The following is an 18192-nucleotide window of genomic DNA, read 5'->3' as shown; positions in this document are numbered from 1 at the left end:
GCTTAAAGATAATCCTAATATGCAACTTTCGGAACAAGAAATCATCAGAAGAGAAAAACTGAACGCCTTGCGCGGCATCGGAATCAACCCTTATCCAGCGGATTTATTTCCCGTGAAAAATACTTCAAAGGGAATTAAGGAAAATTTTGAAGATGGCAAGAAAGTTGTAGTTGCCGGACGTTTGATGAGCGTAAGAGACCAGGGAAAGGCTTGTTTTGCCGAATTGCAGGACAGTGAAGGCCGAATCCAATTGTATTTGAACCGCGATGTTATTTGTCCTGGAGAGGATAAAACACTGTACAATCAGGTTTTTAAAAAATTAACAGATTTAGGGGATTTTATCGGAATTGAAGGTGAATTATTCACGACTCAGGTTGGTGCGCAATGTATTCGTGTAGACCATTTTACGTTTTTAAGTAAAACGCTTCGACCATTGCCTTTACCAAAAACCGATGAAGAAGGTAAAGTGCATGACGCTTTTAACGACGCTGAATTGCGTTACCGAATGCGTTATGTAGATTTAGTGGTAAATCCGCATGTGAAAGAAGTTTTCATAAAAAGAACAAAATTGTTCACCGCGATGAGAACGTTTTTTAACACCGCTGGGTATATGGAAGTCGAAACTCCCGTTTTGCAATCGATTCCGGGTGGTGCAGCCGCGCGCCCTTTTATAACACATCACAATAGCCTTGATATGCCTTTGTATATGCGAATTGCCAACGAATTGTATCTGAAAAGATTGATTGTGGGTGGATTTGACGGTGTTTATGAGTTTTCAAAAAATTTTAGAAATGAAGGCATGGATAGAACTCATAATCCTGAGTTTACTGCTATGGAAATTTATGTAGCCTACAAAGACTACAATTGGATGATGGAAATGACCGAAAACCTTTTAGAATATTGTGCCAATGAAGTAAACGGTACTACAGAAGCTGTTTTTGGAGAACATGCTGTCAACTTCAAAGCACCTTATGCGCGAGTTACCATGACCGATGCCATTAAACAATTTACAGGTTTTGATATATCTGGCAAAACAGAAGCGGAGCTTTTTGATGCTGCTAAAGGAATGGGCATTGAAGTGGACGACACCATGGGTAAAGGAAAATTGATCGATGAAATTTTTGGCGCCAAATGTGAAGGCAACTTTATTCAGCCGACCTTTATTACAGATTACCCTAAAGAAATGTCACCATTGTGCAAATCACATCGTGATAATCCTGAATTAACGGAACGTTTTGAGTTAATGGTATGCGGAAAAGAAATTGCCAATGCGTATTCCGAGTTAAATGACCCTATTGACCAAAGAGAACGCTTTGAGGCACAAATGGCTTTAGCAGAGAAAGGTGATGATGAAGCCAACGGAATTATAGATGAAGATTTTTTAAGAGCACTAGAATATGGAATGCCACCAACTTCGGGACTCGGAATTGGCATGGATAGATTGATTATGTTTCTAACCAACAATCCATCGATTCAGGAAGTGTTGTTCTTCCCTCAAATGAGACCAGAGAAAAAACAATTGGAATTGACCGAGGATGAAAAACTAATTATCAATTTATTAAAATCAGAAAATAACCAACTTTTATCACAGCTTAAAGACAAATCTATGCTAAGCGGAAAAAAATGGGATGCCGCTATAAAAGGATTATCTAAACATGGTTTGACTAAAGTAGTCGTTGATGGAGATAGCAAAACAGTTGTTTTAAACTAATTGAAAAGAACTCCATGGAGTTCTTTTTTTGTAAAGTTTTGTTAAAGATTAAACCTTTCAAACCTATCATTGTCCTATTGACTTAACATTAAAAAAAGTAACAAAATGAAAAAATTATTTGCCGTTGCATTACTGATTGTTGGAATAACAGCATTTGCACAAGAAAAACAAGGAAAAAGAGGCGGAAGAGAAAAATTATCAACAGAACAAAAAGTAGATCTTCATGTTAAAAAAATGACTGAAGAATTGAATTTAAATGAAAAGCAAATAGCCGAAGTCAGAGCTATCGCAACGAAGCAGATTGAAAAAAGAGAAGCTAAAAAAGCAGAAATGAAAGATGCTAAGGAAAAACAAAAAGCAGCAATGAAAGCGAATATGCAAAAAGAACAAGCGGCTTTGAGTTCTGATATGAAACGAATTTTATCTCCAGAACAATTTGAAAAGTGGGAAAAAAATCGCGATGCCAAAAAAGAAAAGATTAAAGAAAGAATGCAAGATCGCAAAGAAAAAAGGGATTCTAAATAATTTTACCAAAACTTAGCACAAATAAATTTTGAGTTTCCATTAAAATAATTTAGTTTTGGAGTTATTATTCTACTAAAAACATTAAAAATGAAAAAAATAATTGCAGCTTTAACATTATTATTGGCATTTTCGATAAATGCAAACGCTCAAGATAAAAGTGGTTATGTTGGTTTGAGTTCTTCCGAAAAAGCAAAAAAGCAAGCCTCGGAACTATCCGAATACCTCGGACTTGACAAGACAACAACATTAAACTTTATTCCACTATTTGAAGCGAAGTTTGAAGTTTTAAATGACAAAAATGCGCCACAAGAACGAAAAGCAGAAATGTCTAGAGTTGTTGAAGCTAAAATCAGAGGCACATTAGATGGAAATCAAATGGAAAAACTAGAGAAAAACAGAGACTTATTAGACCGACTAATTAATTAGTTAATTTAATTTTCAAATAAAAAGTCCTCTTGCACAACAAGAGGACTTTTTATTTATAAGCTTTTCGCCACTTTATTGACCGCATTAATAGTAAAATCTAAATCTTCGTAGGTCAAAGCATCTGTAATAAACCAGGTCTCATAAGCTGATGGAGCAATGTATACACCCTCAGCTAACATGCCGTGAAAAAACTTTTTAAACGTTTCATTATCGCCATTTTTCGCAGTTTGAAAGTCATACACAGGATTAGCATCAAAATGAACAGAAATCATTGAACCTACTCTGTTGATGGTAAAATCTACAGCATTATCAGTCAAGACTTTTGCGATACCTTTGTGTAAGTAAGTGGTCTTTTCGTCCAACCTTTTAAAAACAGCTGTATCGTTATTCAACGCCTGCAACATAGCAAATCCAGCAGCCATCGCCAATGGATTCCCAGACAATGTTCCGGCTTGATAGACTGGACCTAGTGGAGATAAATAATTCATAATTTCGTTTCTAGCTGCAAAAGCGCCCACAGGCAAACCACCTCCAATTACTTTACCGAAACAAACAATATCTGCTTTTATACCATATAACTCTTGTACGCCTCCTTTTGCTAATCGAAATCCCGTCATTACTTCATCAAAAATCAATAAAGCTTGATGATCATCACAAACCTGTCGTAATGCTTGTAAAAAGCCCTCTTTTGGGGGAACACAACCCATATTTCCCGCAACAGGTTCAATGATAATGGCAGCTATTTCATTTACATTAGCAGCAAACAAAGCCTTAACACTCTCTAAATCGTTATAAGTAGCTAAAAGTGTATCTTTTGCTGTTCCTGCTGTAACTCCAGGCGAGTTGGGCGTTCCAAAAGTACTAGCGCCACTTCCGGCTTGAATTAGGAATGAATCGGAATGACCGTGATAGCAACCCGCAAACTTTATGATTTTATCTCTTTTCGTAAAACCTCGAGCTAAGCGAATAGCACTCATACAGGCTTCGGTACCCGAATTTACGAAACGAATCTTGTCAATATTCGGAACCATCGAAACGGCCAATTTTGCAATTTTTGTCTCCAATTCGGTAGGCATTCCAAACGAAGTTCCTTTTTGAGCTTTGTCAATTATAGCATCAACAACGGGCTGATACGCATGACCAAGAATCATAGGACCCCAAGAGTTAATATAATCAATTAAGCGATTATCATCTTCATCATACAAATAAGCACCTTTAGCACTTTTGGCAAAAATTGGTGTACCACCAACACCTTTAAACGCTCTGACTGGAGAATTTACACCGCCAGGAATTACTTTTTCGGCTTCAGCAAATAGCTGACTGCTTCTTTGATACATCATATCTGAAAAGGGAATTAATATATTGAATTATTTGACAATGATGCTCTGTCCAAGAGAAATGGTATTGTCTGTTAAGTTATTTTTCTTCTTAAGTTCATCGATTGAAATATTGAATTTTTTAGAAATAGAATACAACGAATCGCCTTTAACTACAGTATATTTCTGAACATCAGCAGTATAAGCAATAGGCTTGCTAACAATCGTTGGGACGAAGTTTTTACCTAACACTTCGGCATCAAATTTATTCAATTGATACTTCTCAATCAATCCTATGAGCTTATCTGGATATTTCGAATCAGTAGCATAGCCAGCGGCTTTTAAACCATAAGCCCAGCTTTTGTAATCATCTTTTTGGAATTCAAAAAGTTCAGCATATCGTGGTCTACTGGTTAAAAAATAAGAGTGATCTTTAAAGGACTGACTTGGATCTTCATACTTCCTAAAGCATTCATTTTCTTCGTCATCGGTATATTTTATACTTGGTCCTGTCCATTCTTTATGGCATTTTATTCCGAAATGATTATTGGCTTGCATACTAAGCGGCCCAGTTCCTGCGCCCGATTCTAAAATAGCTTGACCTAAAGTAATACTGGCTGGAATTCCCGTTTTGGTCATGTTCTCTTTGGCAACACTTTTATATTTTTCAATGTAAGCAAGTACCATTTGGGTTGTCACTTTTACCCTTGTTGTAGCTTCCAGAACCTCTGTACTATTAGAAAAAGTTGGAACAACAGCAACTGTTGGAGAATCTTTTTTAGTGATGGCAATAGGGTTGTTTTTTGTAACAGGTCTATATATTGGTTTTCTTACTCTCTGTACAACAGGAGCTCCTGTTTTCCTTGGGTCGGGTTTCGTAGTTCTAACTGTTGCGTGATTGGCACTGCACGATGCTGCAAAAACTATAACTAATACTAAACTAAATCTTTTAAATATTGACATTGATTTCTAACTGTTTTTTTTGTTTTAATATTGAATTCATTCCATCGATTCCTTGCAATCCTCCTGTGTGAATCATCAGAATTTTAGCATTTTCAGGAAAATAATTATTGGCAATTAAATCCATAACTCCAAAAACCATTTTTCCTGTATAAATTGGGTCTAATGGGATTTTATGTCGAAGATAAAATGTATTTATAAACCGTATTAAATCTTCTGACACCTTTCCGTATCCTCCAAAATGATACGCCGTTATTAAATCCCAATTGGACTTGGTTGCAAAATTACAAATATCTTCCCTTAAAAAATCACCCTTTAACGCTGGAAACCCCAAAACTTGTTGACTAGGTTTTGAACAATTTATTATTCCCGAAATAGTACCACCAGTTCCTACCGCACAACAGATATAATCAAACGCTTCATCTTCCGTTGAAAGAATTTCTTCGCAACCTTTTATGGCGAGAGAATTGGTTCCTCCTTCTGGAATGAGATAAAAATTAAAATACTTCGCTTTTAAATATTCAAGATATTGAGCATCGTACTTATTTCGATACTGTTCTCGTGTAACAAATTCAAAAACCATCCCTAAAGACTTAGCTTTTTGTAAAGTGGGATTTTTGTCAATTAAATCGTGTAATTCTTCTCCGCGAATAACACCAACAGTCTTAAATCCATATTCTTTTCCTGCGGCTGCCACTGCTAAAATATGATTAGAAAAAGCACCTCCAAAAGTTATTAAAACATTGTGACTTTCTTTCTTAGCTTGAATTAAATTGTATTTCAATTTTCTGTATTTATTACCAGAAATTAAGGGATGCAACAAATCTTCACGTTTTACAGCTAACGTAATATTGGGATGATTTATTGTGATTTCTTGATTATAACTTTCAGAAAAATTCATTTTTCAAAAGTAGTTGATTGAAAATCAATTTATAAAAAAAAGCGATTAAAAAATCGCTTTCGAAAGTAGGCTTACTTAGAAGCCACTATGATTTTCTGCCCGAAGCTTTGGCCATCATCTGTTTGTATTTTGACTAAGTACACCGCATCGCTTAAAACCGCAGTTGAAAACTGATAACTAGTATTGGCTCCTAAATTTGTTTTATTAAAAATTAATTTCCCTGCAATATCGAATAAAGCAACAGATTTAATCTCCATACCATTAGGATTGGAAAGAACTAATTGCTGATTATCATTATTTTGAATAACTGTCAGATTTTCTTTTATCGGGTTAGAAACTGCTAGCGATGCATCTTTAAATGTAATTTCAAAACGATTCGTATAAGTCCCTGCCGGAAGTGTGATTTCAAAAAAACCATTTTTAATATCGTGATACACTCCAGTCAATCCATCAAACATATAAATGTTTTCTGAGTCACTAAAATTTATAATATCTCCTACTAGAACCTTAAAAGTAGCTTGTTCTCCAGCTTTGAATGTAAATGGAATTCTTTTATCAACATGAAAAGGCAGTGTTGTTATTATGTAATTTTTTGAATCACTAGTTGTAGAAAAATAAGCGTCATTAGTCAAATTTGATTCAGTAGTACTCACATCCATAGCGTAGTCAAATCCGTCGGTTGTGTTTGGATTGAATGCCATTGTGGTTTCTTTGGTATACAAATTATTGAAAATAGTATGAATTTTTACTTGAGGAGTGGGAGCTGAGGAAAACTGGGTATAATCAACGCCAGCTACATTATGAATTTCCTCCCAATTTTGCCAAGCGCTAGTATCAGTGGAATTTGAATTTCTTTCAAACTGAGAATTAGTAGCAACTCCCTCTTTGACAAAAACTCTATAAAGATTTTTCATCACGGCATTACTATTGACTTTACCGTTCACCACAAATCCCTGTCCTACTGGACAGAACATTCTTTTGTATGTTGAACCGGTACTTCCTCCGGTCGTATTCAGAGAACCATCAATATTATAGGTATTCCAAGTAGCACTATTATAGGTTCCAGGACTAAAAGCATTGACGTTATTCGGAGCATAATAACCATAGCCTCCGATATATTGCAATAAAATATGAGAAGTTGCAGGCTTCTGATGTTCCCAATAAAAAGCATTTCCAGTAATAACATCTAAAGGACCACCTGTAGTAACGGCTCCAGTAGTATAATTGACAATATGACCACTATTCTCTAATAAAAACAAATTGAGATTAATAGCAGAAGAATATGGATTTCCTGTCAAAGTACTATTGGGAATCTGATCAGCAACTGTCGGTGCTGCAACTGAAATCGTTATGGTTCCTTCATTAGGCTTTCCTCTGAAATCATATCTTTGATAATCATTCAAACCTCCTGCTCCCGCAGGGTTATTTACAGTTGCTTCATTGACCGCTGTAGTATCATCTCCAGAAACACCTTTAAGAGTATACCCTAAGCCTGGAGTTATTGTTCCTGACTGTCCAACATAATTCCAATTTGAGTAATTGTTAGCCGCAGTAAAAGTATAGGTCCATTTATTAGAAATAGCTAATTCAGTTGCGGTGGTATATCCATTGAAACTTGACGTGAATGTAGGGGTTTGACCAACAGTAGTACTAGTTGGCCTTTTAATAACCTGATCGAGTACAAAATCATTATTTCCTGCTGCAGCTGCTGGAACACCAACAGGGGAACACCAGTAGTTATAACCATAATTGTTTGCCGTCCCTTCTTGAAAAACAGACAAAGATCCCACACCTCGATTTATACCTCCACCACCAGTACTTCCTTGTAACAACTGCCCTTCATTTCTTAGAAAAAGATTACTTGAAGCCGTATTCAACTCGACATAATCTTTAACATAAATCATAGCACCGTTATTAAAAACATAAGTGTCTTTCACATACAGTTGAGCAAATGCCGTCTTCACAGTAAAGAGAGCGCAAAAAATAAACAACGTTGTTTTCATAAATCAAAACATTTAATAAATTCAAAAGTACAATAATTTTTATATCTTATTCATTTTCAACACAACAAAGTAAAAAAATTAAAAAAATAATTTTTAGGAATAAAGTTTAAAAGAAGTTAATATAATTTATAATATATAGATAAATTGTTAATAGATTATGAAATATTAATAAATACTGACTATTTATAAGAAAAATGCTATTTACGCTTCGTCTAAAAACTAAAAACTCCTATTTTTTCAAAAAACCACTCAGAAACAACATCAAAAAAGTGCTATTCATCGACTTTCGTAGCAGTACACCTATATTTTTAGGCATCAATTTATTCTTGTACTAATTTCACATCAAATTAACTCTAGTCAATGTAACTGATTGTTATAATGTTTTGAGTTTACCCCAACAAAAAAAGGATATATGGAAAAGAATTACTACAACAAAACATCGCTTTACACCAACTTGAACATAGCTCATTCCCTGAAGAAGGTTGTCCTTATTTTTTTCATGTTCATTGGTTGTCCAACTATTTTTGGACAAGTAACTTATACTACTGGTTCAGGTAATTTCATAGTTCCATGTGATGTCACCTCAATAACGGTTCAAATATGGGGCGGTGGTGGTGCCGGTGGTGGCGCAAACAACAATAATAATGGCGGATCCGGCGGAGGAGCTGGAGGTTATTCAACAGCTATACTAACCGTTACACCTGGAAGTTCTATTGCTTATTCAGTTGGTACTGGTGGGACAGGTAGTAACGGTAATGGAGGTCCTGGAATTGCTACAACTTTTGGAGCTCTTACAGCAAATGGAGGGACAGGCGGAGGTCAAAATAGAGGCGCTATCGGAACTGGAGGAAATGCTAGTGGAGGTACAACCAATCTAACAGGAAACAATGGTAGCCTCGGAACCACTACGGTGGGTGCTGCTGGTGGAAATGCTAATGGTGTCGGAGGTGGAGCAGGAGGAGCATCAAGAAACACCGCCGGAGCTGGAAACCCTGGCTTCGTGCCAGGTGGTGGTGGTGGTGGTGGTTTTAGAACTACTGCAACTAATAGAGCGGGGGGAAATGGTGCCAGAGGTGAAATACGAATAACTTACACTTCTACTTTATTAAGTTACTGTTCCCCAACCTTTACAGATGGAATGGAACCCATAACAAATGTAACTTTTGCCGGAATTAATAATACTACTTCTAACACAATCGGAGGAACACAATACCTAGAGAGTTTTTGTAACACAGCTTCAGTTCAGCAAGGTCAAACTGTACCTATAGCGGTCAAAGGAAACACGGCTGGTGTATTCACCAACTATTTCAGACTTTATGTAGATTGGAATAATAATGGAACTTTCGGTGATGTTGCTAATGAAATATATGACTTAGGAACAATCTACAATTCAACAGGTATTGATGCAGTGGTTCTAAACACCACAATTACGGTTCCTGCTACTGCACCATTAGGCACTACAAGAATGCGTTTAATGAAACGATTTAATTCCTATTCAACAGGGCCTTGTCAAACTGGCGCAGGTTATGGTCAGGCAGAAGATTACAGCGTTACTGTCACAGCTCCTCCACCTTGTACAACCCCTACTACCCAACCTACTGCTCTTGTATTATCATCAATATCGAGCACTTCCATTAACGGATCATTCACTGCAGCAACTCCGGCACCAAGTGGTTATTTAGTTGTAAGAAGTTCTAGTGTCACTCCTCCAACATTATCAAGTGGGACAACCTATGCTGTTGGATTTACGGGTTTAACACCAGGAACAACCTATGTTGTTCAAGGTAGTGCTGTTACTAGCAATGCAGTAACGTTCTCTGACACAGGATTGACAAGTAATACAAATTATTACTATCATATTTTCTCCTACAACAATGCATGTACTGGTGCTCCAGCATACCTAACAACATCTCCGTTGAATAATTCAGCGACAACTTGTGCTGCAGCTCCTGTTTCTGCAACTAACTCTGCTATTACCGTTTCAAGTTTTACTGTCACTTGGCCAGCATCTGTAGTAGGTGGGGGTGTTGGAACAATAAATTATACCTTAGAGATTTATTCTGACGCTGGATATTCCGTTCCTGTTTTAGGCTCCCCTTTTGCTATGGGTACTAGCCTATCATATAATGCTACAGGCTTGAATAGCGGAACCCCATACTATTATAGAATCAGAGCCAATAATGGATTTTGCAACAGTCCATATATTTCAGGAAACTGCACAACATTAATTACAAATGATGAATGTAGTAGTGCAATATCATTAACTGTCAATCCGAGCACAAATTGTGTTACAAGTACAAATGCAACCTCTGTTGGAGCAACACAATCCATAGCAGGATGCACAGGCACTGCTGATGACGATGTTTGGTTTAGTTTTGTTGCTACGGGAACAACACACACTATTACTGTAACACCAAACACAATTAATAATGTAGTAATCGAACCTTTTACTGGACTTTGTGGAAGCTTAACATCCGTAGGATGTATAAACAATACTACAGGATCCGCGATTGAAGCAGTAAGCCTTATAGGAATGACTTCTGGAGTTACTTATTTCTTTAGAGTATTTAGTAATGGGAATGCTGCAAATGCAGGTTCTTTTAACATTTGTATTACTTCACCCCCTACTAACGACGAATGCAGTGGAGCTATACCATTGTCAATTTCTTCAACTTGCTCTTATGCAACCTATTCAAATGCAGGTGCAACAAACAGTACCGGAATGACAGCTCCAGGTTGCGCAAGTTACTTAGGTGGGGATGTGTGGTTCTCAGTTGTAGTTCCTGCTACAGGTGAGATAAATATAGACCTGCAAACCGGAACAGTTTTAGACGGAGGATTAGCACTATATTCAGGTACTTGTGGCGCTTTAACTTTATTGGATTGTGATGACGATAGTAGCACAAACGGAGCAATGCCATTCCTCAGAAGAACAGGTTTAACGCCAGGTCAAACCATTTACATTAGAGTTTGGGAATACGGAAACAATAATAATGGGACATTCGGAATTTGCGCAACAACACCAAGTTGTCCTTCACCATCAGATTTATATGCAGATATCTTATCTACTACAAGTGTAACTGTTAACTGGACGGCCTCTTCTCCTCCTGCATCTGGGGGATATCAATATTATATAAGTAATTCACCAACACCTCCAATAGCTAGTACACCTCCAACAGGAACTACAGCACCTGGAGTTATTAGTGTAACTTTAACTGGACTTACTACAGGTTTAAAATATTATTTCTGGGTACGCTCTTTTTGTGGTGGTAGTGACACAAGCACATGGTTTGGCTCTACTAACTATACTCCTTGCTCAATAGGAAGTGGAACAGGTACAACATCACTTGCATGCCCCTCAGTTCTCGCAGGAGGTCTTGGTTTAAGTGGAGGAAATCCAGTTCCTTTAACATGTACTGCTTTAACATGCGTTGATTTAGAAGCAAATTATTTACAGTTATATCAACCAACAAATTATAGTGTAACTTCTATTACCGATGCACCTCCCTACCAGTTTACCTGTTTGCAAAGAGCAGTAAGTGTTAATGTTGATGATGTTTGGTCGTCAACAGTCAATCTTCCTTTCAATTTTTGTTTTTACGGTGTCAATTATGATAAATGTTTAATTGGTTCTAATGGAGTCATAACATTTGATACCACAAATAATCTTCCTGGCGGATATAATCCTTGGTTGTTTACAAATAATTTACCCAATACTGGTTTAATTAGAAATGCCATTTTTGGTGTATATCATGACATCGACCCAAGTAAAGGTGGGGAAGTTGGATGGGAATTGATTACTTTAAATACAGGATGTAGAGCACTTGTTGCTTCTTGGAGCGACATACCGATGTATTCTTCTGCTTGTAATTCGAGTTATTATACAGGTATGATAGTGTTATACGAAAACACCAATGTCATAGAAGTTTATGTTAAAGAAAAAAATGTTTGCGCAACCTGGAATGATGGTAATGCAATAGTTGGAATTCAAAATGCAGCTGGTAACGCAGCGGTCGTCGCTCCGGGAAGAAATGGTTTAGATGCCAACTGGACTATAACCGATGAAGCTTGGAGATTTACGCCTACAGGAACAACATTAACCTCAATAAAATGGTTCGAAGGAAATGGAACTACAGGTCCACAAATCGGGACAACCAACACAATCAATGTATGTCCTTCTATTACAACAACCTACACAGCCGAAGTAACTTATGCTTTGTGTAGTGGAACCAATTTAACTTACACAGATAATGTAGTTGTAGGAGTAAATGGTAACAAAGTTTGGGACGGTTCACAAAGTAGTGATTGGAATGACCCAAATAACTGGACGCCAGGTGGTGTTCCAACGAATGCGCACTGCGTAGTGGTTCCAGTTACAGGAAACAACCCTGTACTTGCCACTATCCCTGATGGGGTTGGCTACAATTTGGCCGTTTACAACGGAGCTCAATTAACCATAAATTCAAGCAGAAACTTAACCATAACAGACAGAGTTAACATACAACCGAGTGGAAACTTTACTATCAACAACAATTCTAACCTAGTTCAAATAAATGATGCGGCGGTAAATAGCGGTAGTATTTTCTACAAAAGAATCGCACCAAATATTAAAGGTTCGGATTATGTGTATTGGTCTTCACCAGTTCTAAATCAAAATATAGGAACTTTTTATGATAGTACATTCCCTTATGCATCAGGATTTAAATACCAATGGAATACCACAGTCAATAATGGCAACGGAGTTGGACCCAATATTAGTCAAGGTAATTGGGAAAATGCTAGCGGAGTAATGGCTAGAGCACGAGGTTACATCATACGTGGATCCAATAGTTTTGGAATGCCAGCAAGTAATATCCCTACAACTTTTAATGGCGTACCCTTCAATGGAAGTATTCCATATACTGTTCAAAGAGGTGTTTATACGGGCGCACCCTACAGTGGTGCCAATGGGGTACAGATTACTAATCTTAATGATAATTTTAATTTACTTGGAAATCCTTATCCATCATCCATCAACGCATTGAAATTTTTACAAACAAACACCTACCATGCCCTAAATAATCCGACTGGTGTGTTATTAGGGAATTTGAAACTTTGGACGCACGGAACCGATCCCTATTATGGTGTTGCCAATCCTTTCTATGGTTCTTTTACTTATAATTATGACGAAGATGACTATATAACAATAAATTATCTCGGATCAACCTCACCGGGTGTGGGAGATATAATTAAAACTGGACAAGCATTTTTTGCACAAATGATTGATGGCGCTGCTGGCTCAGGAATTGTAAACTTCAACAATAGTATGAGATATGACGGTGCTACAAACCCATACGATAACAGCGGGTTTTTCAAAAATGAAAATTTTACAAACGAGGAGTTTTCATTAGAAAGACACAGAATATGGCTTGACCTTGTTGATTCAAACAATCAATCATCCAGAATGCTTATGGGTTATGCCAATGACGCCACCAATAGTGTTGATACTCTTTTTGATGCTCCAACCTATATATCTACTGGAACAAAACTTTTCTCTTTAATAGAAAACAGTACCGATATTTATGAAATCCAAGGTAGAAGTTTACCATTCGATATAACAGATGAAATTCCAATTGGAATAAAAGCACCAACACAAGGAAACTACTCCTTTGCCATAGCGACTGTTGACGGATTATTTGAAAGCCAAACTATTTATTTAAAAGACGAACTCTTAAATATTACGCACAATCTAAAACTTGACCCTTATCATTTTACAACGATATCGGGTATAATTAACGATCGTTTTAAAATAGTGTATGTTGACAATGCTCTTGGAATTCCTGAGCTTTCAATAGATGAAAATAGCATCAAAGTTATAGCAAATAGTGAGCTAGCTGTGAGTTCAAGCTCCCTAGAAATGGAATCCATAACGGTATTCAATCTCTTAGGCCAAAAATTAGATACTTATGAAAACATAAATGACAATTATTGGATTCTTTCAAATCTCCGAAAAAACAACACCACACTTTTGTTAAAAATAAAATTACAAACAGGAGAAACAGTAACTAGAAAAGTCATCTTCTAAACAAAACACAATCACTAACAATCCAAAGACCGTTGCTATAAAAGCGACGGTCTTTTTTTTTAACCAAGAAGCAATTAATAATCTATAAATTAGATACTTAATTAAAAATTTTGTACATTTATTTGGTCAACAAATACCATCAAATAAAATGAAAAAACTTATTATTTTAATCCTATTCGCAACAAGCTTATCAGGATATTCGCAAATTGGTATCAATACGACTTTACCTGCATCAACACTTGATATAACAGCAACAAATCCAACCGGTACTACCACTAATGTTGATGGAATACTAGTTCCTAGAGTAACCAGACAACGTGCACAAAGTATGACTAGTGTACCAACTTCAACAATGGTTTACATCTATGAAGTTGCAACCGGAACTGCAACAGGAACTACTGCAAACGTAACCTCCGTTGGTTTTTATTTCTATGATGGTTCTGTCTGGCAAAGAATTGGTACTGGCGGAAGTTCTGATTGGACACTAACAGGAAACGGAGGAACCATTCCCGCAACAAACTACATAGGAACTAGTGACCCTGCTGATTTGAGCATTGCTACAAATGGTGTGGAAAAAATACGCGTTTCGACCACTGGACAGATTGGAATCGGCACACCTTCGCCCAATTCGTCTGCGCTTCTTGATGTTACAGCTACCAACAAAGGAGTCTCTTTTCCAAATATAAATTTGTCCTCTGAAACCGATGCTGCTACAATCACAACCCCAAAGCCAGGCCTTATGGTTTACAATACAAACTCAACTATGCCTTGTGGTGCAGGATTGTATTTTAACAATGGTACTGCTGCTGCACCTCTATGGTCGTGTTTCACAAAAACCATAAAACAATACCATGCATACAATACTGCAGCGCGTGCCGGTGTAACATCTGCAACTCCAGCTTTGCAACCTGGGTGCACTATAAACTTTACTATTCCCACAGGTCAAATTGCAGACATAAAGATTGACGGAGTTTTAGGCGGACTTAATACCAGTACAGTCGCAGGAAGAGTAGCGCTCTTTGACGCAATTGTTGTGGTCGATGGGGCAGCATTACCTCAGGGTGGCTGGAACAGAACAACATTGGTAAATTCGTCCGCTGGTGGAAATTCTCTCGGTGTTTGTACATTCTCGACCGCATGGGTTGGTGTAACCGCTGGTGCGCACACTATACAACTATTTTCGTCACGCGTTTCAGGAACCACTTCTTTAGACATTGGAGGAAATTGTGTCCTTGATACTAATTGTGGCGAAATCCACGCAACAATTTCCTACAGATAATTATGAAAACACTATACTTCATTTTAGCAACCTCTTGCTGCATCATAGGATATTCGCAAGAAAAGAACTCGACAAGGAAAGATTTTAAGATAGTCGTAAATAACGAAGCATTTAAAGCTCAGATGAGAAAAGACTCCCTTAACGTAATCAAAAGCACCAATACCAAAAAAGTATTTGTACTGCCTCCTCAGGAGAACAGTTCCGTCAGCATTGATACAATAGTGAATTCGAAAACAGTACCTTTAAACTCATCGAAAAAAAAATTATAGATACTTCAAAAACTTCCAGAAAGACCTTTGCTGCAAATAGTGAAGGTCTTTTTCATTGGCATAGGCTTCTCGCTCAAAAGAAATATTCCAATACGCACTTTTCCGGTCTTTAAACTGAATCCAACGTACCAAAAATTCAATACCATACCAAACAAAAAAAGGCACTATCAACAACTCTACTTGCTGTCGAATATGAATCTTTTCATGATGAATCATAACAGCATTCCGCTTCAAATCCCGTTCAGAAACAATGATAAACGGAAATAAAGTGATGCCGCGAAACCCTTTTGGAATTAAAAATCTCGAAACGATTACAAACATTTTAGTTTAATGCTTTAAATTTGTAGCTATGAACGAGCAAAATACTGAAAATAAACTAATCGAAGGCGAAGATTATTACATTACGCCCGAAGGTTACAAATGTTTCACCGAAAAACACCACCTTAAACGCGGCTATTGCTGCAAAAGTGGCTGCCGTCATTGTCCGTACGGATACGATAAAAAAACAGGAACTAATAAAAAATAATAGGGCGTTCCCTCGTTCCAAAAAACGAGGTCGGGCTGTCCGCAGTACACGGTACTTGCTCCCATCTCTAACGCAAAAAGACAACTTAGACATTTTAGATTATTAGACAGAATGTTAAAAAACAAAAATCTAAGAAGTCTAAGAAGTCTAAAAATCTAACAATCTAACAATCTAAGAAGTCTAAAAAATGACCTTTCAAGAACAAATACAACAAGGAATTCCGGCAATTCTACCCAATCCAAAACCGTACGAATTAGAAATAAATCATGCGCCAAAACGAAAGGAAATCCTTTCTGATGAAGAGAAAAAGCTAGCCTTAAAAAATGCTTTGCGTTATTTCGAACCACAACATCATGCAACATTACTTCATGAATTTAAAGCAGAATTAGAAAAATACGGGCGCATCTACATGTACCGTTTTCGTCCGGACTACCGAATGTATGCACGTCCAATTTCAGAATACCCGGGAAAATCAGAGCAGGCAAAAGCTATCATGCTGATGATCCAAAACAATCTGGATTATGCCGTGGCACAACATCCACATGAACTGATAACTTATGGCGGAAACGGAGCTGTGTTTCAAAACTGGGCGCAGTATCTTCTAACCATGAAATATCTGGCTGAAATGACCGACGAGCAAACCTTAACCATGTATTCCGGACATCCTATGGGATTATTCCCCTCGCACAAAGAGGCTCCAAGAGTCGTGGTAACGAACGGAATGGTCATTCCGAACTATTCCAAACCTGATGATTGGGAAAAAATGAACGCTTTAGGTGTTTCGCAATACGGACAAATGACGGCCGGAAGTTACATGTACATCGGTCCGCAAGGCATCGTTCACGGTACAACCATCACGGTTTTAAACGGATTTAGAAAAATAAAAAAATCGCCCAAAGGTGGTTTGTTCGTAACGTCTGGTCTAGGCGGAATGAGTGGCGCACAACCCAAAGCGGGAAACATAGCTGGTTGTGTTACAGTTTGTGCCGAAGTGAATCCAAAAATCACTCACATTCGTCATTCGCAAGGCTGGATTAATGAAGTTATAGACAATATTAATGAATTGGTGCCAAGAGTGAAAACCGCCTTGCAAAATGAAGAAGTAGTTTCCATTGCGTACCTCGGAAATATAGTAGATGTCTGGGAACGTTTCGATCAAGAAAAGGTGCATATTGATTTGGGTTCGGATCAAACTTCACTCCACAATCCGTGGGCTGGAGGCTATTATCCAATGGGTTATTCGTTTGAAGAATCGAATGAATTAATGGCGAATAATCCTGAAAAATTCAAAGAAGAAGTTCAAAAAACACTGCGCCGACACGCAACAGCCATCAACAAACATACTTCTAAAGGAACGTATTTCTTCGATTACGGAAATGCCTTTTTATTGGAATCTTCTCGAGCTGGCGCCGATGTAATGAACGATCATCCTACTTTGGGAAGAGAATTCAAATACCCAAGTTACGTACAAGACATCATGGGACCTATGTGTTTTGACTATGGTTTCGGCCCTTTCCGTTGGGTATGTGCCTCAGGAAAACCCGAAGATTTGGCCAAAACCGATCAAATCGCTTGCGATGTTTTAGAAGAAATGATGAAAACTGCGCCCGAAGAAATCCAACAACAAATGGCCGATAACATTCAGTGGATTAAAGGCGCCCAAGAGAACAAATTAGTAGTTGGTTCGCAAGCACGCATTTTGTATGCCGATGCCGAAGGCCGAATCAAAATAGCCGAAGCCTTCAATCAAGCGATTGCCAAAGGTGAAATTGGTTACGTGATTTTAGGTCGCGACCACCACGACGTTTCCGGAACCGATTCACCTTACAGAGAAACCTCAAACATTTACGACGGTTCGCGTTTTACTGCCGATATGGCAATCCACAATGTCATTGGGGACAGCTTTAGAGGCGCTACTTGGGTCTCCATTCACAATGGCGGCGGCGTGGGTTGGGGCGAAGTAATTAATGGCGGATTTGGTATGGTTCTTGATGGTAGTAAAGAAGCATCAAGACGCTTAGAATCAATGCTTTTCTGGGACGTGAACAACGGAATTTCAAGAAGAAACTGGGCTCGCAATGAAGGTGCCATCTTTGCTATAAAAAGAGCTATGGAAACGCAACCTTTATTAAAAGTGACCATCCCTAACCTAGTAGATGATTCGTTGCTTTAGTTTGGAATTAGGGTTTCTAATTCGGGACTAAACTTTGAT

The 18192-nt window shown here is 37.7% G+C and carries 13 protein-coding genes; 8 read left to right on the top strand and 5 right to left on the bottom strand.

What is annotated here, in order from left to right:
• Positions 1 to 19: 19 nt before the first annotated feature.
• The 3 genes from lysS (at position 20) to ACULEU_RS03135 (ending at position 2662) form a co-directional block, all read left to right on the top strand.
• Positions 20 to 1711 (top strand): lysine--tRNA ligase, encoded by a 1692-nt coding sequence (gene lysS / locus ACULEU_RS03145; RefSeq protein ID WP_445454003.1) that lies wholly within the window; start codon positions 20 to 22, stop codon positions 1709 to 1711.
• Positions 1712 to 1816: 105 nt separating this feature from the next.
• Complete coding sequence (locus ACULEU_RS03140) at positions 1817 to 2236, top strand: hypothetical protein (protein ID WP_445454002.1); 420 nt, start codon at positions 1817 to 1819, stop codon at positions 2234 to 2236.
• An 87-nt stretch (positions 2237 to 2323) separates the two neighbouring features.
• On the top strand, positions 2324 to 2662 hold the full coding sequence (locus ACULEU_RS03135) for a hypothetical protein (RefSeq protein WP_445454001.1): 339 nt from the start codon (positions 2324 to 2326) through the stop codon (positions 2660 to 2662).
• Between the two features lie 53 nt (positions 2663 to 2715).
• On the opposite strand, the gene hemL is transcribed toward ACULEU_RS03135, so the two are convergent.
• The 4 genes from hemL to ACULEU_RS03115 all read right to left on the bottom strand — a co-directional run bounded on the left by hemL (position 2716) and on the right by ACULEU_RS03115 (position 7842).
• Positions 2716 to 4002: a glutamate-1-semialdehyde 2,1-aminomutase gene (hemL, locus tag ACULEU_RS03130; RefSeq protein WP_445454000.1), complete on the bottom strand. Its 1287-nt coding sequence runs from the start codon at positions 4000 to 4002 to the stop codon at positions 2716 to 2718.
• Positions 4003 to 4029: 27 nt separating this feature from the next.
• Positions 4030 to 4941 carry a glucosaminidase domain-containing protein gene (locus ACULEU_RS03125; protein WP_445453999.1) on the bottom strand — a complete coding sequence of 304 codons (912 nt, stop codon included), beginning with the start codon at positions 4939 to 4941 and terminating at the stop codon, positions 4030 to 4032.
• Positions 4928 to 5839, bottom strand: coding sequence for a 1-aminocyclopropane-1-carboxylate deaminase/D-cysteine desulfhydrase (locus ACULEU_RS03120; RefSeq protein ID WP_445453998.1), 912 nt, complete (start codon positions 5837 to 5839; stop codon positions 4928 to 4930). The genes ACULEU_RS03125 and ACULEU_RS03120 overlap by 14 nt, the downstream gene beginning before the upstream one ends.
• A 71-nt stretch (positions 5840 to 5910) precedes the next feature.
• Positions 5911 to 7842, bottom strand: coding sequence for a T9SS type A sorting domain-containing protein (locus tag ACULEU_RS03115; RefSeq protein WP_445453997.1), 1932 nt, complete (start codon positions 7840 to 7842; stop codon positions 5911 to 5913).
• A 412-nt stretch (positions 7843 to 8254) separates the two neighbouring features.
• Here ACULEU_RS03115 and ACULEU_RS03110 point away from each other — a divergent pair, with 412 nt between their 5' ends.
• From ACULEU_RS03110 to ACULEU_RS03100, 3 genes are all read left to right on the top strand, one after another.
• Positions 8255 to 13906 carry a GEVED domain-containing protein gene (locus ACULEU_RS03110; protein ID WP_445453996.1) on the top strand — a complete coding sequence of 1884 codons (5652 nt, stop codon included), beginning with the start codon at positions 8255 to 8257 and terminating at the stop codon, positions 13904 to 13906.
• Between the two features lie 148 nt (positions 13907 to 14054).
• Positions 14055 to 15185 carry a hypothetical protein gene (locus tag ACULEU_RS03105; protein WP_445453995.1) on the top strand — a complete coding sequence of 377 codons (1131 nt, stop codon included), beginning with the start codon at positions 14055 to 14057 and terminating at the stop codon, positions 15183 to 15185.
• Between the two features lie 2 nt (positions 15186 to 15187).
• Positions 15188 to 15454: a hypothetical protein gene (locus tag ACULEU_RS03100; protein ID WP_445453994.1), complete on the top strand. Its 267-nt coding sequence runs from the start codon at positions 15188 to 15190 to the stop codon at positions 15452 to 15454.
• Here the strand turns inward: ACULEU_RS03100 and ACULEU_RS03095 are convergent.
• Positions 15449 to 15775 (bottom strand): hypothetical protein, encoded by a 327-nt coding sequence (locus ACULEU_RS03095; RefSeq protein ID WP_445453993.1) that lies wholly within the window; start codon positions 15773 to 15775, stop codon positions 15449 to 15451. The genes ACULEU_RS03100 and ACULEU_RS03095 overlap by 6 nt on opposite strands.
• Before the next feature lie 28 nt (positions 15776 to 15803).
• Here ACULEU_RS03095 and ACULEU_RS03090 point away from each other — a divergent pair, with 28 nt between their 5' ends.
• Positions 15804 to 15980 (top strand): DUF5522 domain-containing protein, encoded by a 177-nt coding sequence (locus ACULEU_RS03090; RefSeq protein ID WP_445453992.1) that lies wholly within the window; start codon positions 15804 to 15806, stop codon positions 15978 to 15980.
• 187 nt (positions 15981 to 16167) lie between these two features.
• Positions 16168 to 18153 (top strand): urocanate hydratase, encoded by a 1986-nt coding sequence (locus tag ACULEU_RS03085; RefSeq protein WP_445453991.1) that lies wholly within the window; start codon positions 16168 to 16170, stop codon positions 18151 to 18153.
• Positions 18154 to 18192: the final 39 nt, after the last annotated feature.

Source organism: Flavobacterium sp. 25HG05S-40 (genome assembly GCF_052654735.1).
Note: the sequence above shows the minus strand (reverse complement) of the source record. Positions and strands in the feature narration are given on the sequence as shown.

What these genes read in the sequence shown, in the direction of transcription:
- ACULEU_RS03115 (WP_445453997.1), bottom strand. Translation starts at nt 7,842, where the DNA reads ATGAAAACAACGTTGTTTATTTTTTGCGCTCTCTTTACTGTGAAGACG.
- ACULEU_RS03125 (WP_445453999.1), bottom strand. Translation starts at nt 4,941, where the DNA reads ATGTCAATATTTAAAAGATTTAGTTTAGTATTAGTTATAGTTTTTGCA.
- ACULEU_RS03085 (WP_445453991.1), top strand. Translation starts at nt 16,168, where the DNA reads ATGACCTTTCAAGAACAAATACAACAAGGAATTCCGGCAATTCTACCC.
- hemL (WP_445454000.1), bottom strand. Translation starts at nt 4,002, where the DNA reads ATGATGTATCAAAGAAGCAGTCAGCTATTTGCTGAAGCCGAAAAAGTA.
- ACULEU_RS03135 (WP_445454001.1), top strand. Translation starts at nt 2,324, where the DNA reads ATGAAAAAAATAATTGCAGCTTTAACATTATTATTGGCATTTTCGATA.
- ACULEU_RS03090 (WP_445453992.1), top strand. Translation starts at nt 15,804, where the DNA reads ATGAACGAGCAAAATACTGAAAATAAACTAATCGAAGGCGAAGATTAT.
- ACULEU_RS03095 (WP_445453993.1), bottom strand. Translation starts at nt 15,775, where the DNA reads ATGTTTGTAATCGTTTCGAGATTTTTAATTCCAAAAGGGTTTCGCGGC.
- ACULEU_RS03140 (WP_445454002.1), top strand. Translation starts at nt 1,817, where the DNA reads ATGAAAAAATTATTTGCCGTTGCATTACTGATTGTTGGAATAACAGCA.
- ACULEU_RS03120 (WP_445453998.1), bottom strand. Translation starts at nt 5,839, where the DNA reads ATGAATTTTTCTGAAAGTTATAATCAAGAAATCACAATAAATCATCCC.
- ACULEU_RS03100 (WP_445453994.1), top strand. Translation starts at nt 15,188, where the DNA reads ATGAAAACACTATACTTCATTTTAGCAACCTCTTGCTGCATCATAGGA.
- ACULEU_RS03110 (WP_445453996.1), top strand. Translation starts at nt 8,255, where the DNA reads ATGGAAAAGAATTACTACAACAAAACATCGCTTTACACCAACTTGAAC.
- ACULEU_RS03105 (WP_445453995.1), top strand. Translation starts at nt 14,055, where the DNA reads ATGAAAAAACTTATTATTTTAATCCTATTCGCAACAAGCTTATCAGGA.
- lysS (WP_445454003.1), top strand. Translation starts at nt 20, where the DNA reads ATGCAACTTTCGGAACAAGAAATCATCAGAAGAGAAAAACTGAACGCC.